Source organism: Pseudomonas sp. W2Aug9, assembly GCF_023127755.1.
Classification (GTDB): domain Bacteria; phylum Pseudomonadota; class Gammaproteobacteria; order Pseudomonadales; family Pseudomonadaceae; genus Aquipseudomonas; species Aquipseudomonas synxantha_A.
This window is the reverse complement of the sequence record NZ_SPKL01000027.1, coordinates 150342-174959: the sequence shown is the minus strand read 5'-3', so window position 1 is coordinate 174959 and position 24618 is coordinate 150342. Positions and strand designations below refer to the sequence as shown.

Below are 24618 nucleotides of genomic sequence, written 5' to 3'. Positions count from 1 at the left end.
ACTATGCAAACTGTACTGCTGACGGGGTTCGAGCCCTTTGATAACGACCTGGTGAACCCGTCATGGGAGGCTGCGCGCCAGTTGGATGGCGTGCAACTGGGCGAGGGTGCACGCATTGTCGCGCATTGCCTGCCCTGTGCATTTGCCACGGCGGGTGAACACCTGGCCCGATTGATCAGTGAGTTGAATCCGGCAATGGTGATTGCCACCGGCCTGGCGCCCGGGCGCAGCGAGATGTCTATCGAGCGTGTAGCGATCAATATCAATGACGCACGCATCCCCGACAACCTCGGGCAGCAACCGATTGATACGCCAGTGGTAGCCGGTGGCCCGGCTGCATACTTCTCGACATTGCCGATCAAGGCCATGGTCAAGGCGCTGCGTGACGCGGGGGTGGCGGCTGCCGTTTCGCAAACGGCGGGCACGTTCGTGTGCAACCAGGTGTTCTACCTTTTGCAGCACCGGCTGGTCGAGGCCGGGGTGCGCAGTGGGTTTATCCATGTGCCGAGCGCGCCGCCGGCCGACCAGCCGCCTTTGGTTGAGGCCTTGCGACTGGCGGTCTCGACGGCCTGGCTAACCGAAACGGATGTGCGGGAAACAGGCGGGCAGGTGAGCTGACGGTCGGGCTGTGAATGGAGTCATTCGTGGGGCAACTTCGACTATAGTTCACAGGCGTATCCACCTTGGAAAACCATCATGATCAAGTACCCGAAGTTCGTATCTGTCGTGTTGTCCCTCGCGCTGTTTGCGGGTAGCGGTCTTGCCTTTGCCGATCCCGGTAACGGCAAGGGGCAGGGTAATAACCAAGGGGGGCAGGGCCAGGGTAACAAGGGCGGTCAGGGGCAGGGCAATAACAAAGGCAATAACCCCGCAGGGCAGGCCTACGACAAGCCCAAGGGCAAGGGCGGCTCAGGTGGTCACGGCCCCAGCGTTGACCGAGGGAGCGTATTGAATGTGCTCGTCGGTTATCGCGATTACTGGAGCCCGGGGCCTGCATTGCCGCCGGGGATCCAGAAGAACCTGGCGCGCGGCAAGCGGCTGCCGCCCGGTATCGCCAAGAAACTCGATGGTCGCCTGCTGGGGCGGCTGCCTCACTACGACGGTTATGAATGGCAGCAAGCGGGAACCGATTTGATTCTGGTCGCCATCGCCAGCGGCATCATCTACGAAGTACTCAATGGCGCCTTTGATTGAGCGGGATAACCCTCACGTCTCCTGTGCGGGAAAAAACAATTCAAAGCACGTCACGCCTCCTTCACTGCTGACGCCATACCGACCGTTATGCAGCTGCATGATGGTCGCCACAATCGACAATCCCAGTCCATTGGACTGGGATGAACATTCACGGGATTCATCCACCCGGTAAAAGCGTTCGAACAGCCTGGGCAAATGCTCCGCGGCAATGGTTGCACCCTGGTTGCTGACCTTGATGCAAGTGCCCTCGACTGTCGGGATGGCCTGGATGCTCAGCTCGGTGTTCGGCGCGCCATACTTGATGGCATTGGCACACAGGTTCGCCAGTGCCCGGCGCAGCAGCATCGGTTCCGCCCAGATCACACCTTCGCCCACGCCAACGATGTGCATACCCACATCACCGGCCAAGCCCTCGAAATAATCGGCGATGCGCTCCACTTCATCGGCTGCGTCCAGCGCCTGACGTTGGCGCAAGGCGCTGGCAGGGTCGGTACGGGCCAGGAACAGCATGTTGTCGAGCATCCGTGCCAGGCGTTCAAGCTCTTCAACGTTTGAGGCCAGCAGTTGCTGATAGTCTTCAATAGTGCGGCTCTGTTGCAGCGCGACCTGGGTTTCACCGAGCAAGTTATTGATGGGGGTGCGCAGTTCATGGGCCATATCGGTGGACACCTGGCCCAGTTGAATAAAACCTTTGGCCAGCCGTTCAAGCATGGTGTTGAAGGCGTCAATCATCGGCAGCAGCTCCTTGGGCGCGCCTTGGCTGCCCAGGCGCTCGGCCAGGTTGTTCACGCCGATGCCCTGTGCGTGTCCGGCCAGGCGCCGCAAGGGCACCAGCCCACGGTGTACCAGCACATAACCAACCAAGGCGAGAATGACCGCCGCGATGCTGGCCAGGATAAAAACACTCAAGCGATAACTGGCAAGCATGGCTGTGCGTTCAGCCATCAGGCGCCCGACGGTGACTTGCAGGCTCCCCAGGTCACCGGTGTCGATGAAAGCCGCCACGGTGGCGAAGGGCACGCCATCTACGCCGGGCAAATGGTGTACGTCGGCGAGTCCAAGGGCGTGGTCTTTTGCCACGGCCGGCACGGCCGGTATTTGAATGTTGCCCGGGTTGACCAGCAATAACGGAGTCTGCCCAGGTGCAGCGATGCTCAGTACCGACTCACTGTTGCCCAGCATGTTCTGGAACAGCTGGGGCTTGGTCTTGATCAGCTCGCGGGTATTGCCGTCATTGAGCACGTTGCGCAGTTGGTTGGCGCGCGAGATCAGCGCGGCGTCGTCACGCTTGATCAGCTCACGCTCCAGCTCGTGGTATAGCGTCACGCCCAGGGTGGCCAGCAGGGCGAAGGCGAGCAGGGCAAAGATCAATGCCAGGCGCAGGGTCAGGGAATAATGGCGATCGCGCTTCATGGTTGGGTATCGAAGCGGTAGCCAATGCCCCGCACGCTGTGGATCAGTTTGAGCTGGAACGGGTCATCGATCTTCAGGCGTAGGCGGCGTACGGCAACATCGACCACATTGGTGTCGCTGTCGAAGTTCATGTCCCATACGCGTGAAGCGATCAGCGAGCGCGACAGCACCTGGTCCTGGTGGGTGGCGAACAGGTGCAGCAAGGCGAATTCCTTGTTGGTCAGGGTAATGCGCGTACCGGCGCGGGTCACACGGCGCTTGAGCACGTCAATGTGCAGGTCGGCGATGTGCAGCTGTTCTTCTTCGCGGCTCGGGCCACGTCGGTTGAGGGTGCGCAGGCGTGCAACCAGTTCGGCGAAGGAGAAGGGTTTGATCAGGTAGTCGTCGGCACCCAGTTCAAGGCCCTTGATGCGGTCGGCGATGTCATCGCGAGCGGTGAGGAACAGCACCGGTGTATCGGCCTCTTTGCGCAGGCGACGCAGCACTTCCCAACCATCCATTTTCGGCATCATCACGTCCAGCACGATCACGTCGAATGGTGTTTCCAGGGCCAAGTGCAAACCCTCTACGCCGTCGCGCGCCAGGCTCACCGAGTGGCCCAACTCCTGCAAGCCATTGAGCAGGTAATTGCCGGCCTTGGGTTCGTCTTCGACTACGAGGATGTTCATGGAAAGTGTCCTGCTTCAATAAGTGGCGCAAGTGTAGCCCGATCAATTGTCACTGGCGCAACCGACGCCCTGGACCTGGTAATCGAGTAGGTGTTCGCGGCCCTGATGGTCCAGGTAGCGCAAGTGCGCCGGGACAATCCCGCATTGGCCAGAGATGTCGGTGCTCGATAGCACCTTGTCGACATCCAGGTGTAGGAAGAAGCCGGTTTTGTCGTGGATGACATCGCTGGCAGACGTTACGTCGGCAGCGAAGGCAGTACCGGTGGCGAGCAAGGCGGCAAAGCCCAGGGCGAACAGTTTCATGGCGGTCTCTCTCGTGGCTGGGGGCTGCCGGGTTGGCAGTGAGTTCACAGTAACCAGGCGACCCCAACAGCCAACCAACAGGATCATGACAAGTTCGTCATTCTTGGTTCGAGCCTGGCGCGTGGGCAATGAGTGTCCGGTCGAGGAGGCTCTACGTTTACAAGCGCCGAGGTGATCCGTAGATTGCAGGGGTCCAGCTCATGAGGAAGCCGCGCAGTGTCCATCCCAACTTCATCCGTGTTCAACCGGCGTTACCGCGCTTTCCTGTTCGATATGGATGGGACCCTGCTCAACTCCATCGCTGCGGCCGAACGTGTATGGAGCATCTGGGCCGAGCGCCATGGTCTGGATGTGGAAGCGTTTCTGCCTACCATTCATGGCGCGCGCGCGATTGATACGATCACCCGCCAGGCGTTGCCGGGTGTCGATCCAGAAGTTGAAGCCCAGTGGATTACCGACGCGGAGCTCAACGATGTCGACGGCGTTGTAGCGATTCCCGGCGCAGTGGCGTTTTTGAAAGGCGTGCCCGCGGATCAATGGGCACTGGTCACGTCTGCCCCCAAGGCGCTGGCGTTACGTCGACTGCAAGCGGCAGGCATTCCCGTGCCGGCCGTGTGGGTGACGGCCGAAGATGTGGCCAACGGTAAACCCGACCCTGCGTGCTATTTATTGGGCGCGAAACGCCTGGGGGTGTCGGTTGAGGACAGCCTGGTGTTCGAAGACGCCGCGGTGGGCATTCGAGCGGGTGAAGCAGCGGGGGCGGATGTTGTGGTTGTCACCTCGGCACACTTGGAGCCCATGGTGACTGCACACGCTTGCATCAACGACTACGGCGATTTATGCACCGAGCATGGCGCTGATGGCTTGTTGTCTTTGCGCAAGCTGGCGCCGTGATACGCAGCAGGTCCTCAGCGTGTGGTTTTCTGATGGGCACGATGCGCTGCGCGCTGGCATAGCTTGCGCAAGATAACTTTTTGGATGGGTTTGAGGCAGAACACCAGCAGGTAGCCGCAGAGAAGGAGCGCCAGGTCCAGCCAGGAATGGGCGTCGGGATCGGCGCCCTCGACTTCGACTCTCAGCCCATACCCAAGCGCCAGGAAGGCCACCCCGATCAGCAGGGCGATCATCCAGGATCTGGAAACAAGAGGTGGCGTCGCGACTGGCCTCATCGACGTATTCCTGAATGCACACGGATGGCAGGATAAAGTGTCAGAAATTGGGCTGCGAATACTTCTACAAGTTCCAGATGCCCAGACAGTTTCATCTTGCAGCGAAGGGGCATGCTCAAAGCGCACTGGTCAGGCTGGAAGACGCGAGCAGGCCGATTGGGTTTTCGCCAGCCATTACAGTGAACGAAAGGGCTGGCTACTGGAGGCGTTTCAAGGCGTCTGGTTTTTGTCGGGTGCAGTCAGGCCGGCCTGGATGCGCTGGTAAATCTCCTCGCGATGCACGGCAACGTCCTTGGGTGCGTTGATGCCGATTCGTACTTGCTGGCCGCTAACGCCCAGAATGGTGATCGTAATGTCATCACCGATGTTTATGCTTTCACCAACTTTACGGGTGAGTATAAGCATGGACTTCTCCTTGATTACTTTTAAGGACACATGTGTCAGACAGGGCAGGTGTCGGATGTGTGTAGCTTACTGCGAAGCGCTTCCCTGTGGCTGCCTCTTTTAGGACGCATAGAGGCGACATTAATTCCCATGGCGGCATCATACAGGTCGCGATACATCATTCGCATTGTTTAAGCCAACGTTTATGACGGCCAGAATAGACAGTGAATGGTAAAGTCGCCTCTTTATCCTCAAAGGAGCAGGGCAGTGCGTAAAGTAGCGATGGCAATTGTGGTGTTGGCGTTGGCCGGATGCGGTGAAGGTAAATCGGTCGATGCGCCCAAGGCCAAACCTGCCGTGACCGAAAGCCTGCCACAAACCGGCGCGATTGCCGCTCAGGAATGGGATGTGCGCGTCGGCCCGCCAGACCACAAGCTGCAGGCGATCACCGACCTGACCGCCTGGTTGCTGGAGCATGGTTTCAATTTTTATATCGTGAAGGTCGACGGCAAGGATGAGGTGCTGTTGGGTCCGTTCGCAACCAAGGCCGAGGCCGAGGCCAAACAAGCCTTGCTCAACGAAAAGATGGCCCGCGCGAAGAAAACCGACACCGTGTCTGAAATTATCGAACACAACGCCGCGCAGTGACGTGCCAAGTGGGCGGCAACCCCGCCCACGTTCAACCGCAGGCTTTGAGATTCACCGGGCCGACAAACTCGTTGCCCCGTCCCATCACGCAAGCCACGGTCTGGTTGCGCTGGCGCTCCCAGGTTTGCACCGGGTAAGTCTTGTTCCAGGCTTCATACAGCTGTCGATCCTGCTTCGACAGGCGCAGGCCGTATTGCTTGCTCATATAAAAATACGTGCGTGCGATCATGCCGCGAATGGACGGGCGTGGCATGACCTTCTTGGCCTTGAAATCCACTTGGGTCAGGCACGAGCCGTACTGCCCACTTTGCACGGGCAGCCAGCCAAAGCTGAAGTTGTTACGGTCGCCATTCACTTCGCCGATGCTCGGCACCAGATTGTGCAGGTCCGCCTCGGCGCGCTTGAACACATCGTCGTGGCGCGTGCAGTTCTTTCGCCCGCCGTTTTGCCAGCATTGGCGCTGATGCCCGATTTGCCAGGCCGGCACGATGTGTTCCCACTCGATGCGCGCGGCGCGATTGGCGTTTTTGCGCGGGATGTAACCGCAGGCTTTCAAATTCACGCGGTTACCGGTGTATTTGCAGCCGCAATAGAATTCGGTCGATTGGGGGGCGTAAAGCTTCCAGGCGATTTTCTTGGCTTCGCTAAAGGTCCGAGGGGCTTGGGCGTTGGCGGTTACGCTTAAAAACAGACAGCACACAGCAATAAAACGGGCACTCACAATCAATCTTCCTTCGGCACAACCCAAAAAATCTGCACGCCACCGTCATCCCGATAGGCGAGGGTGACGTTGTCGTTTTCTGCAATTTCTTCCAGTAGACGTTGCCACACGTCTTCCGGCTCATCGGGTAAACGGAAGAGCAAGGCTGCCTTGGCTTTCTGTGCGTTGGTCGAATTGATGATCTTTTGCACGCGAATAGCCAGGCGCTGATAGGCGTCAGGCGCTGCAGGTGCTGCGGAAGAGGGCTTTGCCACGGAGCATTCCTTAATTTGCTGTACGCACATACAGTATTTAACTGTAGGCGATTTCGCAACTGCTTAAATTTCAAGAAGTTCGTCTGACAGCGATTCGGGAAGTTTGTTGAGAAGGGGAGCAATTGTGGGAGCGAGCAAGCTCGCTCCCACAGGTCGATCAGCAGTAATCAGTATTCCCAGAACATGCGTTGCAGTTCTTTGCTGTCCTGGGTCTTGGTCAGGGCTACCATGGCCAGGATGCGAGCTTTCTGCGGGTTCAGGTCCAGAGCCGCAACCCAGTCGTATTTGTCGTCTGGTTGTTCAGCGTTACGCAGAACCATACCGCCGGCGTTGACGTGGGAGGAGCGAATGATCTGTACGCCTTGCTTGCGCAATTCGACCAGCGCGGGAACGACTTTCGAGGATACCGAACCGTTACCGGTACCGGCGTGGATGATGGCCTTGGCGCCAGCTTGGGCCAGTGCTTTGTAGGCAGTGTCGCTCACGTTGCCATAGCCGTAGGCAATTTCAACGTCAGGCAGGCTCTTGATGGTCTTGATGTCGAATTCCGAATCCATGGTGTGACGCTTGGCCGGCAGGCGGAACCAGTAGGATTTGCCTTCAACGACCATGCCCAGCGGGCCCCACGGGCTCTTGAATGCCTCGGTCTTGATGTTGATCATCTTGCTGACGTCGCGACCCGATTGGATTTCGTCGTTCATGGTCACCAGCACGCCTTTGCCCCGCGCATCCTTGCTACCTGCGACAGCGACTGCGTTATACAGGTTGAGCATACCGTCAGCCGACATGGCGGTACCTGGACGCATGGAGCCGACCACGACGATAGGCTTGTCGGTTTTTTCTACCAGGTTCAGGAAGTAGGCAGTTTCTTCAAGGGTGTCGGTGCCGTGAGTGATCACGATGCCATCCACGTCTTTGCTGTCAGCCAGTTCTGCGACGCGGCGACCCAGTTGCAGCAGGTTTTCGTTGTTGATGCTTTCCGAAGCAATTTGCATCACTTGTTCGCCGCGTACGTTGGCGATCTGGCTAAGCTCAGGAACGCCGGCGATCAGTTGTTCGATGCCGACTTTGGCTGCCTGGTACGTAGCACTGTTGGCTGCACTGGCGCCGGCGCCAGCAATGGTGCCGCCTGTGGCAAGGATCACTACGTTGGACAGTTTGGTTTTGTTTTCGACTTCTTTTGCCTGTGCGGCAAGGGGGAACAGCAGCAGCAGGGCCATGGCGCCCGGGACAAAGTTCTTCAATGCAGATTTCATTATTTTTCTCTCTGGTTTTTGATGAGTGCTGTAGCCGGTTCATCTAGAACACCCGGGCGGTTCTGAACGCCGCGAGGTGCAGGGGAAAAGCAGGATTTGTACCAGACCGAGTGTGTGGTTCTTCTTAAATTAACGTATTGATTTAAAACAACTTATGAGATTTTTTAAACTTGTTTTGAGTGAGTGGCGTCCGGCTTTCCGAACGGTTGAGGGGTAGTGTGTTCGGTTGTCCGACAGCCCTGTCACAAAATTCGAGTGCGATTAGCGTCAACACCTGTCGTTTTAGAGATTGCGAGAAAGAGGTGGCCTTAAACGTTTCAGTCCCCAAGGTTGGTTGGACCAGGCCGAGGGCATGGGATTGAAAGGCCAGTTTCTACCGTTGACAAATCCCGACAAGGTTCTCATAGTTTGCTCAACGCAAACGTTTGCGAGATGTTTCACGAGCGCTCCAGGAGTATCGTGACAGCTCGCATCAGCCGCCCGGGTGGGAGGGCCGCCGAAGAGGTCTTCGGTGCAAGCGTTGCTCACAATAATCATAAGATCGGAGTGAACCCATGAAGCTGCCATTCGCTGGACGTCTTCTTGCTGTCGCTGTGCTTGCCGCATCCGCTGCTTTGCCTCTCTCTTCTGCACTTGCTGATGACGCTGCCAAAACACCTACTGTTGGTTTGGTCATGAAGTCCCTGGCCAATGAGTTCTTCGTCACCATGACCGACGGTGCCAAGGACTACCAGAAAGCGCACCCGGCAGAGTTCAAGCTGATCTCCAACGGGATCAAGAACGAAACAGACACCAGTGCGCAGATCGCCATCGTCAACGAGATGATCAACTCCAAGGTAGACGCGCTTGTCATTGCTCCCGCCGACTCCAAGGCGCTCGCCAGTGTGCTGAAGAAGGCTTCTGATGCCGGTATCAAGGTCGTCAACATCGACAATCGCCTGGACCCGGAGGTACTCAAAAGCAAAAACCTCGATATCCCGTTCGTAGGTCCGGACAACCGCAAAGGCTCCAAGCTGGTGGGCGACTACCTGGCCAAGCAACTGGCCGCGGGTGACAAGGTTGGCATCATCGAAGGCGTACCCACCACGACTAACGCCCAGCAGCGCACCGCAGGCTTCAAGGATGCGATGGACGCTGCAGGCATGAAGATTGTTTCCACCCAATCCGGCAACTGGGAAATCGACCAGGGCAACAAGATTGCTGCAGCGATGCTGAGCGAAACGCCGGATATCAAGGCTCTGCTGGCCGGTAACGATAACATGGCCCTGGGCGCTGTCTCCGCCGTGCGTGCGGCAGGCAAGGCCGGCAAGGTATTGGTGGTGGGCTACGACAACATTGATGCGATCAAGCCAATGCTCAAGGATGGTCGTGTGTTGGCCACCGCTGACCAGGCTGCCGCGCAACAAGCGGTATTCGGTATCCAGAACGCACTGAAGCTGGTCAAGGGTGAGAAGGTCGATGCCAAAGATGGCGTGATCGAAACCCCGGTCGAACTCGTCATCAAGCAGTAATCCCGGCAGTACCCAACAGCGCTCGCTCGTCCTGAGCGGGCGCCTGGAGATTTTCCTATGTCATCTTCCGCCCCGAACGCTGTCCTCTCGGTCAGCGGTATCGGCAAGACCTATGCTCAGCCGGTTCTGTCCGACATCACCCTGACGCTCAATCGCGGGGAAGTGCTCGCGCTGACCGGTGAGAACGGCGCAGGCAAAAGTACCTTGTCGAAGATCATCGGCGGCCTGGTCACACCGACTACCGGGCACATGCAGTTCAACGATCAGGAATACTGCCCCGCCAGCCGCACCCAGGCCGAAGCCTTGGGCGTGCGCATGGTCATGCAGGAACTCAACCTGCTGCCGACCCTGACGGTGGCTGAAAACCTGTTTCTGGATAGCCTGCCGAGCAACTGTGGCTGGATCAGCCGCAAGCAACTGCGCAAAGCCGCGATCGAGGCCATGGCTCAAGTTGGCCTGGATGCGATCGACCCCGACACCTTGGTTGGCAGCCTGGGCATTGGCCACCAGCAAATGGTCGAGATTGCGCGCAACCTGATCGGCGACTGCCACGTCCTGATTCTCGACGAACCCACGGCCATGCTCACCGCCCGTGAAGTCGAGATGCTGTTTGAGCAAATCACCCGTCTGCAGGCCCGGGGCGTGGCGATCATTTATATTTCACACCGGCTGGAAGAGCTGGCCCGTGTCGCCCAGCGCATTGCGGTACTGCGCGACGGCAAGCTGGTCTGCGTCGAGCCGATGGCCAATTACAACAGTGAGCAACTGGTGACCTTGATGGTCGGTCGCGAGCTGGGCGAACACATTGACCTGGGCCCGCGCACCATCGGCGAACCGGCCCTGACGGTGAAGGGCCTGAGCCGTTCGGACAAGGTTCGCGACGTGTCCTTTGAAGTGCGCGCCGGTGAGATCTACGGTATTTCCGGACTGATCGGCGCCGGCCGCACTGAGTTGCTGCGCCTGATCTTCGGTGCCGACCAGGCCGACAGCGGCACCGTGGCCCTGGGATCGCCGGCCAGGGTGGTCAGTATTCGCTCGCCAGTGGATGCGGTTGGTCATGGTATCGCCCTGATCACCGAGGACCGCAAGGGCGAGGGCCTGCTGCTGACCCAATCGATCAGCGCCAATATAGCCTTGGGCAACATGCCGGAAATTTCCGGCGGTGGCGTCGTCAATAGCCGCAACGAAACCGCCCTGGCCAAACGCCAGATCGACGCCATGCGTATCCGCAGTTCCAGCCCGGGGCAATTGGTGTCCGAGTTGTCGGGTGGCAACCAGCAAAAAGTAGTGATTGGCCGCTGGCTGGAGCGCGATTGCGCAGTAATGCTGTTCGATGAGCCCACTCGAGGCATCGACGTCGGCGCCAAGTTCGACATCTATGCGTTGCTTGGCGAACTGACTCGCCAGGGCAAAGCCTTGGTGGTGGTCTCCAGCGACCTGCGTGAACTGATGCTGATCTGTGATCGCATCGGGGTGTTGTCCGCGGGGCGCCTGATCGAGACCTTCGAGCGTGACAGCTGGACCCAGGACGAATTGCTCGCCGCCGCCTTTGCCGGCTATCAGAAACGTGATGCGCTGCTCAATGAGGCAGCGCCTAGGAATACCCCATGAAAACAAGCATTTCCTCCGGTAAAACTGGCGGCAACTTCTATGGCCTGGGTACTTACCTGGGGCTGGCGGGTGCCTTGCTGGCGATGATTGCGCTGTTCTCGGTACTCAGCGACCACTTCCTGTCCTACGACACCTTCAGCACCCTGGCCAACCAGATTCCGGACCTGATGGTGCTGGCGGTGGGCATGACCTTCATCCTGATCATCGGCGGTATCGACCTGTCGGTAGGTTCGGTGCTGGCATTGGCGGCATCGGCGGTCAGCGTGGCAATCCTGGGCTGGGGCTGGAGCGTGTTACCGGCTGCGCTACTGGGCATGGGCTGCGCTGCATTGGCCGGGACCATCACCGGCTCCATCACCGTGGCCTGGCGTATCCCGTCATTTATCGTGTCTTTGGGGGTGCTGGAGATGGCCCGGGGCGTGGCCTATCAAATGACGGGCTCGCGCACCGCTTATATCGGTGACTCGTTTGCCTGGCTGTCCAACCCGATTGCTTTCGGTATTTCCCCGTCGTTCATCATTGCGCTGCTGGTGATCATTGCGGCTCAGTTGGTGCTGACCCGCACTGTCTTCGGGCGCTACCTGATCGGCATCGGCACTAACGAAGAAGCAGTGCGCCTGGCTGGCATTAATCCCAAGCCATACAAGATTCTGGTGTTCAGCCTGATGGGCCTGTTGGCCGGTGTAGCTGCGCTGTTCCAGATCTCGCGCCTGGAGGCGGCAGACCCGAATGCTGGTTCAGGCCTGGAGCTGCAGGTAATCGCCGCGGTGGTAATCGGCGGCACCAGCCTGATGGGCGGGCGCGGTTCGGTCATCAGTACGTTCTTCGGTGTATTGATCATTTCGGTATTGGCGGCGGGGCTTGCGCAGATCGGCGCTACGGAACCCACCAAACGCATCATTACCGGTGCTGTGATCGTGATCGCCGTGGTCCTCGATACTTACCGCAGCCAGCGCGCCAGTCGGCGGGGCTGAGTCATGGCAACGATCAAGGATGTGGCAGCGCTTGCAGGTATTTCCTACACCACCGTGTCCCATGTGGTGAACAAGACGCGTCCGGTCAGCGAGCCGGTCCGCATCAAGGTCGAGGCGGCGATCAAACAGCTGGACTACGTGCCCAGCGCCGTGGCGCGTTCGCTCAAGGCCAAGACCACGGCCACCATTGGCCTGTTGGTGCCCAATAGCCTCAACCCGTATTTTGCCGAGCTTGCGCGGGGCATCGAGGATTATTGCGAGCGTAATGGCTACTGCGTGATCCTCTGCAACTCCGACGACGACGCGGAAAAACAGCGCAGTTATTTGCGCGTGTTGCTCGAAAAACGCGTCGACGGCTTGATCGTGACGTCGGTGGGCGGCGATGACAGCGGCTTGGCGGCGGGCTTGAGTGCAGTGCGCACGCCCATGGTGATTGTCGACAGGGCCCTGGATGGAATCGATGTCGACCTGGTGCGCATCGACCACGAACAGGGCGCCTACCTCGCGACCCGGCACTTGCTGGAGTTGGGCCATCGGGATATCGCCTGTATCGGCGGCCCGGGGCATACCCGCGTGGCACAAATGCGCCTGGCGGGTTACCAGCGTGCATTGCGCGAAGCGGGTGTCGAGGTGTTGGCCAGCCGGATCCTGGAAAGCGATTTCACCAGCACGGGGGGGCATGCCGCAGCCGTGCAATTGTTAGCGCAAAACCCGCCCAGCGCGATTTTCGCCAGCAACGATATGATTGGTTTCGGCGTGCTGCGCGCAGCCGCAGAACGCAGCATCCGCGTGCCGGCCGAGTTGTCGGTGATCGGTTTCGATGACATCCAGATGGGACGCTATGTCTATCCTGCGCTGACCACGGTCGGGCAGTCGATCCTGCAATTGGGTGAGACGGCGGCCGAATTATTATTGCAACGAATAGCAACACCCCAACGGTCGATCGATCAACGCATCGTGACGCCAAGTATCGTTTTGCGTGAGTCGACGGCGCCATTGGCCGGTGTGTTCGCCCAATACCGCTGAACCGAATTGATGAGTACTGATGTATGCCAGCAAAAGTAGTGGTAGTAGGCAGCTTGAACATGGACCTGGTCACCCGGGCCAGTCGCTTGCCGCGTGCCGGTGAGACCTTGATCGGCCAGAGCTTTTCCACCGTTGCGGGTGGCAAGGGCGCCAACCAGGCGGTGGCATCGGCGCGGCTGGGGGCCAGTGTTGCGATGGTCGGATGCGTGGGCACCGATGCCTATGGCAGTCAATTGCGTGATGCACTGCTGGTGGAAGGGATCGATTGCCAGGCGGTCAGCACCGTAGAGGGCTCCAGTGGTGTGGCATTGATCGTGGTGGATGACAGCAGCCAGAATGCGATTGTCATTGTGGCCGGCAGCAACGGTGAGTTGACGCCCGCGTCTCTGCAAGCGTGCGACGCTGTGCTGCAGTCGGCAGACGTGATCATCTGCCAGCTTGAAGTGCCGATGGACACCGTTGGTCATGCGCTCAAGCGCGGCCGCGAACTGGGCAAGACAGTCATCCTCAATCCGGCGCCCGCGAGTGGGCCTTTGCCCGCTCAGTGGTATGCCTCGATCGATTACCTGATCCCCAATGAAAGTGAAGCCACCGCCCTGAGCGGTGTCACCGTCGACTCGCTCGACAGCGCCAAGGTCGCCGCGACAGCGCTGATCAAGGCGGGGGCGGGTAAAGTCATCATTACGCTTGGCGCCCAGGGGGCACTGTTCGCCGACGGTAGCAGCTTCGAGCATCTGTTGGCGCCGAAGGTCAAGGCGGTGGACACCACAGCCGCTGGCGATACCTTCGTCGGTGGCTTTGCTGCTGCACTGGCCGCGGGCAAGAGCGAAGCCGAGGCGATCCGTTTTGGCCAGGTAGCGGCGGCATTGTCTGTGACCCGCGCCGGCGCTCAGCCTTCCATTCCTACGCTGCACGACGTACAAGGTTTTGTGCCCTCATGAAAAAGACACCTTTGCTCAATATCGCCCTGTCACGCGTGATCGCATCCCTGGGTCATGGTGACGTGCTGGTCATCGGCGATGCCGGCCTGCCGGTACCGCCCGGCGTGGAGTTGATCGACCTGGCACTGACCCAGGGCATTCCGGATTTCATCAGCACGTTGCGCATTGTGCTCAGTGAGATGCAGGTTGAAAGCCACGTGCTCGCGGAAGAAATCCTGCTCAAGCAACCGCCGGCGCTGAGCGCGCTCAATGCGCTGACAGAGCAGGCAGCGCTGGGTGAGCGGCGGCTGCTCAGCCATGAAGAATTCAAGCAACTGAGCCGCACAGCACGCGCGGTTGTGCGTACCGGCGAGTGCCAGCCTTACTGCAATATCGCGCTGGTATCCGGCGTAACGTTTTAGCGTCCCCCCAATGACAAGGAGTGCTTTATGCAACGTGGTCTACCCATCCTGAAAAACCTGTTCCGGAGTGTTCTGCTTTTGTCCGCACTCACAGCTGCAAGCGCCCAGGCGGCGGAAAAAATCGACCTGATCATCGATACCGACCCTGGGGCCGATGACGTGGTGGCGCTGCTGTTTGCCATGGCCTCGCCGGAGGAGCTGAGCATTCGTGCGCTGACCACCGTCGCCGGTAATGTGCGCCTGGACAAGACCTCCCGCAATGCGCGTCTGGCGCGCGAGTGGGCAGGGCGTGAGGACATTCCGGTGTACGCAGGTGCGCCGGCGCCTCTGTTGCGCAAGCCGATCTACGCCGAGAATATCCATGGCAAAGAGGGCATCTCCGGCGTCACCGTGCACGAGCCGAAAAAAGGCCTGGCCGAAGGTAATGCCGTTGATTACCTGATCAAAACGCTGAGCACTGCCAAACCGCACAGCATCACCATCGCCATGCTCGGTCCGCAGACCAACCTCGCGCTGGCACTGACCCAGGCGCCCGAAATCACCCAGGGCATCAAGGAAGTGGTGGTGATGGGTGGTGCGCACTTCAATGGCGGTAATATCACGCCCGTGGCCGAGTTCAACCTGTTCGCCGATCCGGTGGCGGCTGAGATCGTGCTCAAAAGTGGAGTGAAGTTGACCTACCTGCCGTTGGACGTGACCCATAAAGTCCTCACCAGCGACGCCCGCCTGAAGAAGATTGCGGACCTGAACAACAACGCGAGCAAGGTCGTCAGCAGTATTCTGAATGAGTACGTCAAAGGCGACATGGAGCATTACGGCATTCCGGGCGGCCCGGTCCACGACGCTACCGTGGTTGCCTACCTGCTCAAACCATCGCTGTTCAGCGGTCGTCAGGCCAATATGGTCGTCGACAGCCGCGAAGGCCCGACCTTTGGCCAGACCATCGTCGATTGGTACGACGGCCTCAAGCAGGAGAAGAATGTGTTCTGGGTCGAGAACGGCGACGCCCAGGGCTTCTTCGATCTGCTGACCGAGCGTCTGGCGCGTTTGAAGTAATACGTTTTACCGGTCGGCGTTCGTCGGCCGGTTCTTATTCTTGTGCGCCCATGTAGTCGGCCGGGTATTTCTCGAATACCTGGCCGATGAACGCTTGTGCCGCCTGGGTTCCCAGTTCCTTGACCAACAGGTCGATACCAATGATCGCCAGTTCTTCGGGGCTGCCGGGGCTATAGGAGCTTTGCCCCTGGGGCCACTTGGCTTTGATATCGGCTTGGAGCGTTACGGTGGTCATGGAAATCTCACGGCTGAAAGTACTGGGCAATGCGCTGGAGCGCGGTTCCAGCGGCGCAGTTAACCATTTTGCGCGGCTTTTGGCACTGCTACTTAGGCATGAAGGAGGGGGTATGCGACACTGTTGGCTTGTTTAACAGCCGGGAAACACCGCGTGCAGATCGATCTGAACAAGCCTGAGAACCTGACGCTGGATGCCGTGCGCCAACTGCTTGCCCACGCCAGTGACGACGTACATACCCAGCTTCGGGTAACCAGGGCTGGTATTGCCTATATTTCTTCCGGCGTAGTCGGTGGAGCTCAGATAGATGGCCTGCTGTTTCGTCTGGAGACCTGGGCCAAGGGTTCTGGCTATGTCGGTATTGTGGCGGCCAGCGATGAGGTCTGGGTCATGCAGATCTTCAACGCGCTGAAACAGAACTGGCCACGTCCATCATCTGACTACATCGACATCTACTGAGTGCGTTCATATCTAGTCACGATTGACTGGGCGATTGCCCCGCGCGAGTCAGGCAGACTTGCGCGCAGGCGATTAACGTCTTGAAACCAATCGTTCATATCGCTGTCGCACGATCTCTGTCCATTTTTAATCATAGGAGGCTTCATGCCTTGGAAGCTCGCTTCATTCGGTACTTTGTTGGCAGCACTCGCATTGGCGGGTTGCAGCACCCCGGGTGCCTCTGAGCCAGGCAAAGACGCCACCGTGACCGATGCCGGTCATAGCCGCTGTGAGTCGAAGGCCGCCGAGTTCGCAATCGGCCAGAAAGCCTCGCCGCAGTTGCTGGAGCAGGCTCGTACCCGTGCTGGCGCGCAGAATGCACGCATCCTCAAGCCCAACGATATGATTACCCTGGAATATCGTTCTGACCGCCTGAACCTCAACACTGACAACAACCTGGTGATCACGCGGGTCAATTGCGGCTGACAGCTTCGGCTTTTGCATCGCCCATAAAAAACCCCGTCACATGGACGGGGTTTTTTTTAGCTCAGCGGAGAATTACTCGCCGCGAACCTGTGCAGCTTGCATACCCTTTTGGCCTTTCTCAGCCACGAAGGAAACGGTTTGGCCTTCTTTCAGGCTTTTGAAACCGTCGCTTTCGATAGCTTTGAAGTGTACGAACAGGTCGTCACCGCCACCTTGAGGAGTGATGAAGCCGAAGCCTTTTTCATCGTTGAACCATTTAACGGTGCCGGTTTGGCGATTAGACATGGTGTATCTCCAAGAAACATATATTTTCAGTAGTGCTGTGCTGCTCAGGCCAACTGGGCACACTGGGCTATCATAGTCGAAATGTTCGACTTGGGAGCCCCCCCAAGGCATTGTTTGCTAATCAATCGCGTTGCATCTGATCCCTGGCTCGGCGCAAAGCCCCGATCTACGGGGCTTTGCGCTGAAATATCAACTGTTAAAAAAAGCCGTAAAACCTGCATAATTTGTGTGAAATGGCAGTTTTCAGGCCATTTTTCCAGCGATATGGTCGTCAGATCAGTGGTCAATCTTACTTTTTCTTCACGACTCTGCAGGAATCAATAGCTGCGACGGCTTTGGTTTCGAGCGCCGAGCGAGCGGCGATTGCTTTATCGCCCACTGGTGGCTTGCCTGCCATGAGTTCTGTGATTTCCGCACTAGTCAATTCGGCATTGATCTTGTCAGCGCCACATTCGCAGTGGGCCTTGGCTTTCTGGAGGTCCACGTTCTGGCTGGCGGCAGCGCTGCAGTCGCTGACGAAAGCGTCACGGGCACCGGCTGGCCAATTGGACGGGGCTGCAGCCTGCGCGCCGAGGGAAAGGAGGCTCAGGGTAGCGGCGACAGCGAGGGTAGAGGTGAAACGCATCATGGGATGCTCCTTTGGGTCGAGGACGAACGGCGATTCTCAGTGGGTTGGAGGCCCGACGTACAGCTCAAGTTCACTTTGCAGCTATAAAGCCTTGAATTGCGCTATACACAAAGCTTCGTCGGCGCGATGACCGTTCATCTGTGCTAGCATCGTGGGCTTGGCAAGTTTCAGGCGCGTCAATTACCGCCTTGCCATGTTTCTTTTTAGCTCAATCCAGTCACTCTGGTTCGATTATCGGTTGGCCGAAAGGCTCCTGCCGCTGTAAGGCAGGCGTTCATCACTGAACGGCCTGGTGTTGGATCTTGTACTGGCTCATCCCAACCCACGTGACCTTTGGTAGGGGTCACCACTAGGAGAGGAGGCGCCATGCCAACTATTACTCTACCCGACGGCAGTCAACGTTCATTCGATCATTCGGTTTCCGTAGCCGAAGTCGCCGCATCCATTGGTGCAGGCTTGGCCAAGGCCACCGTGGCCGGCAAGGTCAACGGCAAACTGGTCGACGCCAGTGACCTGATCACTTGCGATGCCAGCCTGCAAATCATCACGCCCAAGGATCAAGAGGGGCTGGAGATCATTCGCCACTCTTGCGCGCACCTGATTGGCCATGCGGTCAAGCAGCTGTACCCAACCGCCAAGATGGTGATCGGCCCGGTAATCGAAGAAGGCTTCTATTACGACATCGCCTATGAGCGTCCTTTTACACCGGACGACCTGGCGGCCATCGAGCAGCGCATGCACGCGCTGATTGAAAAAGATTACGACGTCATCAAGAAAGTCACCCCGCGTGCCGAAGTGATCGACGTGTTTACCGCGCGTGGTGAAGATTACAAGCTGCGCCTGGTGGAAGACATGCCGGACGAGCAGGCCATGGGCCTGTACTACCACGAAGAATACGTCGACATGTGCCGTGGCCCACACGTGCCGAACACGCGTTTCCTCAAGTCGTTCAAGCTGACCAAGTTGTCCGGTGCCTACTGGCGCGGTGATGCCAAGAACGAACAGCTGCAACGGATCTACGGCACGGCCTGGGCTGACAAGAAACAGCTGGCCGCCTACATCCAGCGCATTGAAGAAGCTGAAAAGCGCGACCACCGCAAGATCGGCAAGCGCCTGAACCTGTTCCACCTTCAGGAAGAAGCGCCGGGCATGGTGTTCTGGCACCCGAATGGCTGGACCCTGTACCAGGTGCTTGAGCAGTACATGCGCAAGGTTCAGCGCGACAACGGTTACCTGGAGATCAAGACCCCGCAGGTCGTTGATCGCAGTCTGTGGGAGAAATCCGGGCACTGGGCCAACTACGCCGACAACATGTTCACCACCCAGTCGGAAAACCGCGACTACGCCATCAAGCCGATGAACTGCCCATGCCACGTGCAGGTGTTCAATCAAGGCCTGAAGAGCTACCGCGAGTTGCCGATGCGCCTGGCCGAGTTCGGTGCCTGCCACCGCAACGAGCCATCCGGTGCACTGCACGGCATTATGCGTGTGCGCGGTTTTACTCAGGACGACGCCCACATCTTCTGCACCGAAGAGCAGATGCAGGCTGAATCCGCCGCGTTCATCAAGCTGACCATGGACGTTTATCGCGATTTCGGGTTCACCGAAGTTGAAATGAAGCTGTCCACTCGTCCGGAAAAACGCGTTGGTTCCGACGAGCTGTGGGATCGCGCCGAAGCGGCACTGGCCGCAGCACTCGACAGTGCGGGCCTTGCGTACGACCTGCAGCCGGGGGAGGGCGCGTTCTACGGTCCGAAGATCGAGTTCTCGCTCAAAGATTGCCTTGGCCGTGTCTGGCAGTGTGGTACCCTGCAGCTCGATTTTAACCTGCCGATCCGTCTGGGAGCCGAATACGTCTCCGAAGACAACAGCCGTAAGCACCCGGTTATGCTGCACCGGGCGATCCTCGGTTCGTTCGAGCGGTTCGTCGGTATCCTGATCGAGCACTACGAGGGCGCGTTCCCTGCGTGGCTGGCTCCGACCCAGGCAGTGATCATGAATATCACTGATAAACAGGCAGATTTTGCCGCCGAAGTTGAAAAAACTCTCAACGAAAGCGGATTTCGTGCCAAGTCCGACTTGAGAAATGAAAAGATCGGCTTTAAAATCCGCGAGCATACTTTGCTCAAGGTTCCCTATCTTTTGGTTATCGGAGATCGGGAAGTCGAGATGCAGACTGTCGCTGTGCGTACTCGTGAAGGTGCTGACCTGGGCTCGATGCCCGTCGCCCAGTTCGCTGAGTTCCTCGCGCAAGCGGTTTCCCGGCGTGGTCGCCCAGATTCGGAGTAATTATTATTAAGCGTGAAATGAGACAAGATAAACGAGCTGCACCGAAAGCCCCGATCAACGAGAATATCTCGGCACGCGAGGTTCGGTTAATTGGGGCTGAGGGTGAGCAGCTTGGGATTGTGTCAATTGAAGACGCGCTTCTTAAGGCTGAAGAAGCCAAGCTCGATTTGGTGGAAATTTCCGCCGATGCTGTACCACCTGTCTGCAAGCTGATGGACTACGGCAAATCGATCTTCGAGAAGAAGAAGCAGATTGCCGCAGCCAAGAAAAACCAGAAGCAGATCCAGGTTAAAGAAATCAAGTTTCGTCCAGGGACGGAGGAAGGGGATTACCAGGTAAAACTGCGCAACCTGGTACGTTTCCTGAGTGATGGGGACAGGGCCAAGGTATCCTTGCGATTCCGCGGCCGTGAGATGGCCCACCAGGAGCTGGGGATGGAACTCCTCAAGCGGGTTGAAGCTGACCTGCTCGAGTACGGTTCGGTCGAACAGCATCCTAAGATGGAAGGACGCCAACTGATCATGGTCATCGCCCCGAAAAAGAAGAAGTAATCAACAGGGCACGGCAGGCCTTCTGATTATGTTTATCAACTGAATGCGGAGTATCCGAACATGCCAAAGATGAAGACTAAAAGTGGTGCTGCTAAGCGGTTTCTGAAAACTGCTAACGGTATCAAGCACAAGCACGCTTTCAAGAGCCACATCCTGACCAAAATGTCGACCAAGCGTAAGCGTCAACTGCGCGGTAGCAGCTTGCTGCATCCGTCTGACGTGGCAAAAGTCGAGCGCATGCTGCGCCTTCGTTAATTTTTGGATCAAGACTAGAGGAAGTAACTCATGGCTCGTGTAAAGCGTGGCGTCATTGCCCGTAAACGTCACAAAAAAATTCTGAAACTTGCTAAAGGCTACTACGGCGCGCGTTCACGCGTATTCCGTGTTGCCAAGCAAGCGGTAATCAAGGCAGGCCAGTACGCCTACCGTGACCGTCGTCAGAAAAAACGTCAGTTCCGCGCTCTGTGGATCGCTCGTATCAACGCTGGTGCACGTGTTAACGGTCTGTCCTACAGCCGTTTCATCGCTGGCCTGAAGAAAGCGTCCATCGAAATCGACCGTAAGGTTCTGGCTGAACTGGCCGTGAACGAAAAAGCGGTGTTTGCTGCGATTGTCGAGAAAGCTAAAGCCTCCTTGGCTTAAGTACCCCCGACAGTCATCCTGGGTTACTCCTGTAGCCCAAGGTGGTAAACGTCATAAATAGGGGAAGAGCCTTCAAGCTCTTCCCCTATTTTGTATCTGGAGTCTGTACATGGAAAACCTGGACGCGCTCGTTGCCCAAGCCCTTGAGGCCGTGCAAAGCGCTGAAGATGTAAATGCCCTGGAGCAAATCCGGGTTCACTACCTTGGCAAGAAAGGTGAATTGACTCAGGTGATGAAGACCCTGGGGAATTTGCCCGCTGAAGAACGTCCGCAAGTCGGTGCGTTGATCAACGTTGCCAAGGAACGTGTCACAGAGGTGCTCAATGCGCGCAAGGCGTCGCTCGAGGAGGCCGATCTAGCGGCCAAGCTCGCCGCCGAGTCCATTGACGTGACCTTGCCTGGTCGTGGTCAGGCCTCGGGCGGCCTGCATCCGATTACCCGGACTCTGGAACGTATCGAGCAGTTCTTCACCCACATCGGCTACGGCATTGCCGAAGGCCCTGAGGTAGAAGACGATTATCACAACTTCGAGGCGCTCAACATCCCAGGCCATCACCCGGCCCGGTCGATGCACGACACCTTCTATTTCAACGCGAACATGCTGTTGCGCACCCATACCTCGCCGGTACAGGTCCGCACCATGGAAGCGAACAAGCCGCCGATCCGCATTGTCTGCCCAGGCCGTGTATACCGTAGCGACTCGGATATCACCCACTCGCCGATGTTCCACCAGGTCGAAGGCCTGCTGGTGGATCGCGATATCAACTTCGCCGACCTCAAGGGCACCATCGAAGAATTCCTGCGGGTGTTCTTCGAGAAAGAGCTGGCGGTGCGTTTCCGTCCATCGTTCTTCCCGTTCACCGAGCCGTCCGCTGAAGTCGACATGGAATGCGTGATGTGTAGCGGTAAAGGTTGCCGCGTCTGCAAGCAGACCGGTTGGCTGGAAGTCATGGGTTGCGGCATGGTCCACCCTAACGTGCTGCGCATGTCCGGGATCGATCCGGAAGAGTTCTCGGGCTTTGCCTTCGGCATGGGCGTTGAGCGTCTGGCCATGCTGCGTTACGGCGTGAACGACTTGCGTCTGTTCTTCGACAACGACTTGCGGTTCCTCGCGCAATTTCGCTAGTCGTAACGAATCTTTAGGAGAGCAGGATGAAATTCAGTGAACAATGGCTGCGTGGCTGGGTAAGCCCGCAGGTAGATCGCGACGCGCTGGTTGCGCGTCTGTCGATGGCCGGTCTTGAGGTCGATAGCGTTACCCCGGCCGCCGGTGTTTTCAGTGGCGTGGTAGTAGGCGAAGTGCTGAGCACCGAGCAACACCCTGATGCCGATAAATTGCGTGTGTGCCAGGTCAGCAACGGTTCGGAAACCTTTCAGGTCGTGTGCGGAGCGCCTAATGTGCGCCCGGGCCTGAAGATCCCGTTTGCCATGATCGGTGCCCAACTGCCTGGCGACTTCAAGATCAAGAAGGCCAAGCTGCGTGGTGTCGAGTCCAACGGCATGTTGTGCTCTCAGGCTGAGTTGCAGGTAGGCGAGGGCAATGATGGCCTGATGGAGCTGCCGGCCGACGCGCCTGTGGGTCAGGACATCCGGGTTTACCTGGAACTGGAAGACGCCAGCATCGAGGTCGACCTGACCCCGAACCGCGGCGACTGCCTGTCCCTGGCCGGTCTGGCCCGTGAAGTGGGCGCGCTGTACAACGTTCCTGTCACCCGTCCGGCGGTTGCTGTGGTGCCGCCGGTGCATGACGAAGTTCGCTCCATCGAAGTGCTCGCGCCGAACGCCTGCCCACGTTACCTGGGGCGTGTGGTCCGTAACGTCGACCTGTCCAAGCCGACCCCGCTGTGGATGGTCGAGCGCCTGCGTCGCGCCGACGTGCGCAGCATCGACGCCGCCGTCGACATCACCAACTATGTGATGTTGGAGCTGGGTCAGCCGCTGCACGCCTTCGATCTCGCCGAAATCAACGGTGGCATCCGCGTGCGCATGGCCGAGGAAGGCGAAAAGCTGGTGCTGCTCGACGGTCAGGAAGTCAGCCTGCGTGCCGACACTCTGGTTATCGCCGATCACTCTCGCGCCCTGGCAATTGCCGGCGTGATGGGTGGCGAGCACAGCGGTGTATCCGCGACGACGCGTGACGTCTTCCTTGAAAGCGCGTTCTTCGACCAGATCGCCATCGCTGGCAAGGCCCGTTCCTATGGCCTGCACACCGATGCTTCGCACCGCTATGAGCGTGGCGTGGACTGGAATCTCGCCCGTGAAGCCATGGAGCGCGCCACCGGCCTGCTGCTGGAAATCACCGGTGGCGAAGCGGGTCCGATCACCGAAACCGTCAGCGAGCAGCACCTGCCGTCGATTGCGCCGATCACTCTGCGTGCCAAAAGCGTTGAGCAAATGCTCGGGCTGGTCATTGTGCCGGCTGAAATCGAGCAACTGCTGTCCGCCCTCGGCCTGGGTATTTCCTCGAATGGGGAAGGGCAGTGGCAGGTTGCAGTTCCTAGCCATCGCTTCGACATCAGCCTGGAAGTCGACCTGATCGAAGAGCTGGCACGTCTGTATGGCTACAACCGCCTGCCGGTTCGCTACCCGCAAGCGCGCCTCGCGCCGCAACCCAAAGCCGAAGCGCGTGCGCACCTGCCTGAGCTGCGCCGCCTGCTGGTTGCTCGTGGTTACCAGGAAGCCGTGACGTATAGCTTCATCGATCCAAAACAATTTGAGCTGTTCAACCCGGGTGTTGAGCCGCTGTTGTTGGCCAACCCGATCTCCAACGACATGGCCGCCATGCGTTCGTCGCTGTGGCCGGGTCTGGTGAAAGCGCTTTCCCACAACCTGAACCGCCAGCAAGACCGCGTGCGCCTGTTCGAAAGCGGCCTGCGTTTCGTGGGTCAGCTCGATGGCCTCAAGCAAGAGCCGATGCTGGCTGGCGTGGTCTGCGGTAGCCGCCTGCCGGAAGGCTGGGCGCAGGGCCGCGACGTCGTAGACTTCTTCGACGTCAAGGCTGACGTGGAAGCGGTACTGGGCTTTGCCGGCGCGCTGGATGCCTTCACCTTTGTGCCAGGCAGCCACCCAGCCTTGCATCCGGGCCAGACTGCGCGTATCGAGCGCGAAGGTCGCCTGGTAGGTTTTGTGGGCGCCATTCACCCGGAACTGTCGAAAACGTTGGGGCTGGACCGTCCAGTCTTCGTGTTTGAGCTAGTCTTGGCTGAAGTTGCGTCGGGCAAGATGCCTAAATTCAGCGAGTTGTCGCGCTTTCCTGAAGTGCGTCGCGACCTGGCGCTGATGGCCGACCGTGACGTCGCCGCCACTGCCGTTCTGGATGTAATCCGTGAAAATGCAGGGGAATGGCTGACAGACCTCAGGCTATTTGACGTCTATCAGGGTAAAGGCATTGATCCGCATAGAAAAAGCCTCGCAGTCGGCTTGACCTGGCAGCATCCATCGCGCACTCTTAATGACGATGAGGTGAATACCACGACACAAAATATCCTCACCTCGCTCGAACAAAGGTTGAACGCCACGTTAAGGAAGTGACGT

General features: G+C 58.4%; 30 protein-coding genes. 19 read left to right on the top strand and 11 right to left on the bottom strand.

What is annotated here, in order from left to right; all coding sequences use genetic code 11:
* The first annotated feature begins 3 nt into the window (after positions 1–3).
* Both pcp and E3O56_RS17630 read left to right on the top strand, forming a co-directional pair.
* On the top strand, positions 4–618 hold the full coding sequence (gene pcp, locus E3O56_RS17635; RefSeq protein ID WP_148854414.1) for a pyroglutamyl-peptidase I: 615 nt from the start codon (positions 4–6) through the stop codon (positions 616–618).
* Positions 619–696: 78 nt separating this feature from the next.
* On the top strand, positions 697–1194 hold the full coding sequence (locus E3O56_RS17630) for an anti-virulence regulator CigR family protein (protein WP_032880269.1): 498 nt from the start codon (positions 697–699) through the stop codon (positions 1192–1194).
* A 12-nt stretch (positions 1195–1206) separates the two neighbouring features.
* Here the strand turns inward: E3O56_RS17630 and E3O56_RS17625 are convergent, their stop codons facing one another.
* The 3 genes from E3O56_RS17625 to E3O56_RS17615 are packed head-to-tail and all read right to left on the bottom strand — an operon-like array spanning position 1207 to position 3578.
* On the bottom strand, positions 1207–2607 hold the full coding sequence (locus E3O56_RS17625) for a heavy metal sensor histidine kinase (RefSeq protein WP_248128637.1): 1401 nt from the start codon (positions 2605–2607) through the stop codon (positions 1207–1209).
* A complete protein-coding gene (locus tag E3O56_RS17620; protein ID WP_032880272.1) occupies positions 2604–3275 on the bottom strand; it encodes a heavy metal response regulator transcription factor in 672 nt (223 codons plus the stop codon). Before E3O56_RS17620 ends, E3O56_RS17625 begins: the two co-directional genes overlap by 4 nt.
* Positions 3276–3317: 42 nt before the next feature.
* Positions 3318–3578 carry a DUF2790 domain-containing protein gene (locus tag E3O56_RS17615; RefSeq protein ID WP_032880274.1) on the bottom strand — a complete coding sequence of 87 codons (261 nt, stop codon included), beginning with the start codon at positions 3576–3578 and terminating at the stop codon, positions 3318–3320.
* A gap of 216 nt (positions 3579–3794) precedes the next feature.
* On the opposite strand from E3O56_RS17615, the gene E3O56_RS17610 reads away from it, so the two are divergent.
* Positions 3795–4472, top strand: a complete 678-nt coding sequence (locus tag E3O56_RS17610; RefSeq protein ID WP_032880275.1) for an HAD-IA family hydrolase — start codon at positions 3795–3797, stop codon at positions 4470–4472.
* A 14-nt stretch (positions 4473–4486) separates the two neighbouring features.
* Here E3O56_RS17610 and E3O56_RS17605 read toward each other — a convergent pair whose 3' ends face one another.
* Entirely contained in the window at positions 4487–4747 is a 261-nt protein-coding gene (locus tag E3O56_RS17605) for a hypothetical protein (protein ID WP_078821843.1), read from the bottom strand.
* A gap of 210 nt (positions 4748–4957) precedes the next feature.
* Positions 4958–5152 (bottom strand): carbon storage regulator CsrA, encoded by a 195-nt coding sequence (gene csrA / locus E3O56_RS17600; RefSeq protein WP_003192511.1) that lies wholly within the window; start codon positions 5150–5152, stop codon positions 4958–4960.
* 261 nt (positions 5153–5413) lie between these two features.
* Here csrA and E3O56_RS17595 point away from each other — a divergent pair, with 261 nt between their 5' ends.
* Complete coding sequence (locus tag E3O56_RS17595; protein ID WP_032880279.1) at positions 5414–5779, top strand: hypothetical protein; 366 nt, start codon at positions 5414–5416, stop codon at positions 5777–5779.
* 31 nt (positions 5780–5810) lie between these two features.
* On the opposite strand, the gene E3O56_RS17590 is transcribed toward E3O56_RS17595, so the two are convergent.
* The 3 genes from E3O56_RS17590 to E3O56_RS17580 form a co-directional block, all read right to left on the bottom strand.
* Positions 5811–6500 carry an endonuclease I family protein gene (locus tag E3O56_RS17590; protein ID WP_005789706.1) on the bottom strand — a complete coding sequence of 230 codons (690 nt, stop codon included), beginning with the start codon at positions 6498–6500 and terminating at the stop codon, positions 5811–5813.
* Between the two features lie 2 nt (positions 6501–6502).
* Positions 6503–6754 (bottom strand): DUF1654 domain-containing protein, encoded by a 252-nt coding sequence (locus E3O56_RS17585; protein ID WP_005789704.1) that lies wholly within the window; start codon positions 6752–6754, stop codon positions 6503–6505.
* Positions 6755–6921: 167 nt separating this feature from the next.
* Complete coding sequence (locus E3O56_RS17580; protein WP_005789702.1) at positions 6922–8010, bottom strand: asparaginase; 1089 nt, start codon at positions 8008–8010, stop codon at positions 6922–6924.
* Positions 8011–8564: 554 nt separating this feature from the next.
* On the opposite strand from E3O56_RS17580, the gene E3O56_RS17575 reads away from it, so the two are divergent.
* Genes E3O56_RS17575 through E3O56_RS17545 form a run of 7 tightly spaced genes read left to right on the top strand, consistent with a single transcriptional unit; the run spans position 8565 to position 15530 of the window.
* On the top strand, positions 8565–9521 hold the full coding sequence (locus E3O56_RS17575) for a sugar ABC transporter substrate-binding protein (protein ID WP_005789700.1): 957 nt from the start codon (positions 8565–8567) through the stop codon (positions 9519–9521).
* Between the two features lie 57 nt (positions 9522–9578).
* A complete protein-coding gene (locus E3O56_RS17570; protein WP_248128636.1) occupies positions 9579–11132 on the top strand; it encodes a sugar ABC transporter ATP-binding protein in 1554 nt (517 codons plus the stop codon).
* Positions 11129–12106 (top strand): ABC transporter permease, encoded by a 978-nt coding sequence (locus tag E3O56_RS17565; RefSeq protein WP_032880283.1) that lies wholly within the window; start codon positions 11129–11131, stop codon positions 12104–12106. Before E3O56_RS17570 ends, E3O56_RS17565 begins: the two co-directional genes overlap by 4 nt.
* 3 nt (positions 12107–12109) lie before the next feature.
* Positions 12110–13132, top strand: coding sequence for a LacI family DNA-binding transcriptional regulator (locus E3O56_RS17560; protein ID WP_032880284.1), 1023 nt, complete (start codon positions 12110–12112; stop codon positions 13130–13132).
* Positions 13133–13155: 23 nt separating this feature from the next.
* The gene (rbsK, locus tag E3O56_RS17555) at positions 13156–14073 is read left to right on the top strand and encodes a ribokinase (protein ID WP_248128635.1); all 918 of its coding nucleotides are present in this window, start codon (positions 13156–13158) and stop codon (positions 14071–14073) included.
* Positions 14070–14474: a D-ribose pyranase gene (rbsD, locus tag E3O56_RS17550; protein ID WP_005789692.1), complete on the top strand. Its 405-nt coding sequence runs from the start codon at positions 14070–14072 to the stop codon at positions 14472–14474. The genes rbsK and rbsD overlap by 4 nt, the downstream gene beginning before the upstream one ends.
* Positions 14475–14501: 27 nt before the next feature.
* Positions 14502–15530 (top strand): nucleoside hydrolase, encoded by a 1029-nt coding sequence (locus E3O56_RS17545; RefSeq protein WP_032880287.1) that lies wholly within the window; start codon positions 14502–14504, stop codon positions 15528–15530.
* Between the two features lie 34 nt (positions 15531–15564).
* Here E3O56_RS17545 and E3O56_RS17540 read toward each other — a convergent pair whose 3' ends face one another.
* A complete protein-coding gene (locus E3O56_RS17540) occupies positions 15565–15765 on the bottom strand; it encodes a hypothetical protein (RefSeq protein ID WP_032880288.1) in 201 nt (66 codons plus the stop codon).
* Between the two features lie 153 nt (positions 15766–15918).
* On the opposite strand from E3O56_RS17540, the gene E3O56_RS17535 reads away from it, so the two are divergent.
* Together E3O56_RS17535 and E3O56_RS17530 are read left to right on the top strand one after the other, a co-directional pair.
* Positions 15919–16224: a hypothetical protein gene (locus tag E3O56_RS17535; RefSeq protein WP_248128634.1), complete on the top strand. Its 306-nt coding sequence runs from the start codon at positions 15919–15921 to the stop codon at positions 16222–16224.
* Positions 16225–16368: 144 nt separating this feature from the next.
* Positions 16369–16689 carry an I78 family peptidase inhibitor gene (locus tag E3O56_RS17530; RefSeq protein WP_032880290.1) on the top strand — a complete coding sequence of 107 codons (321 nt, stop codon included), beginning with the start codon at positions 16369–16371 and terminating at the stop codon, positions 16687–16689.
* 72 nt (positions 16690–16761) lie between these two features.
* Here E3O56_RS17530 and E3O56_RS17525 read toward each other — a convergent pair whose 3' ends face one another.
* Both E3O56_RS17525 and E3O56_RS17520 read right to left on the bottom strand, forming a co-directional pair.
* Positions 16762–16974, bottom strand: a complete 213-nt coding sequence (locus E3O56_RS17525) for a cold-shock protein (protein WP_003234260.1) — start codon at positions 16972–16974, stop codon at positions 16762–16764.
* 289 nt (positions 16975–17263) lie between these two features.
* Positions 17264–17602, bottom strand: a complete 339-nt coding sequence (locus E3O56_RS17520; RefSeq protein ID WP_248128633.1) for a hypothetical protein — start codon at positions 17600–17602, stop codon at positions 17264–17266.
* Positions 17603–17968: 366 nt separating this feature from the next.
* Here E3O56_RS17520 and thrS point away from each other — a divergent pair, with 366 nt between their 5' ends.
* The 6 genes from thrS to pheT all read left to right on the top strand — a co-directional run bounded on the left by thrS (position 17969) and on the right by pheT (position 24615).
* The gene (gene thrS / locus E3O56_RS17515) at positions 17969–19891 is read left to right on the top strand and encodes a threonine--tRNA ligase (RefSeq protein ID WP_248128632.1); all 1923 of its coding nucleotides are present in this window, start codon (positions 17969–17971) and stop codon (positions 19889–19891) included.
* Entirely contained in the window at positions 19891–20442 is a 552-nt protein-coding gene (infC, locus tag E3O56_RS17510; protein WP_169851780.1) for a translation initiation factor IF-3, read from the top strand. Before thrS ends, infC begins: the two co-directional genes overlap by 1 nt.
* A 60-nt stretch (positions 20443–20502) precedes the next feature.
* Positions 20503–20697, top strand: coding sequence for a 50S ribosomal protein L35 (gene rpmI / locus E3O56_RS17505; RefSeq protein WP_002553160.1), 195 nt, complete (start codon positions 20503–20505; stop codon positions 20695–20697).
* 30 nt (positions 20698–20727) lie between these two features.
* Entirely contained in the window at positions 20728–21084 is a 357-nt protein-coding gene (gene rplT / locus E3O56_RS17500; RefSeq protein WP_005789679.1) for a 50S ribosomal protein L20, read from the top strand.
* 109 nt (positions 21085–21193) lie between these two features.
* Positions 21194–22210, top strand: coding sequence for a phenylalanine--tRNA ligase subunit alpha (gene pheS, locus E3O56_RS17495; protein ID WP_003192486.1), 1017 nt, complete (start codon positions 21194–21196; stop codon positions 22208–22210).
* Positions 22211–22236: 26 nt separating this feature from the next.
* Positions 22237–24615, top strand: a complete 2379-nt coding sequence (gene pheT, locus E3O56_RS17490; RefSeq protein ID WP_248128631.1) for a phenylalanine--tRNA ligase subunit beta — start codon at positions 22237–22239, stop codon at positions 24613–24615.
* Positions 24616–24618: the final 3 nt, after the last annotated feature.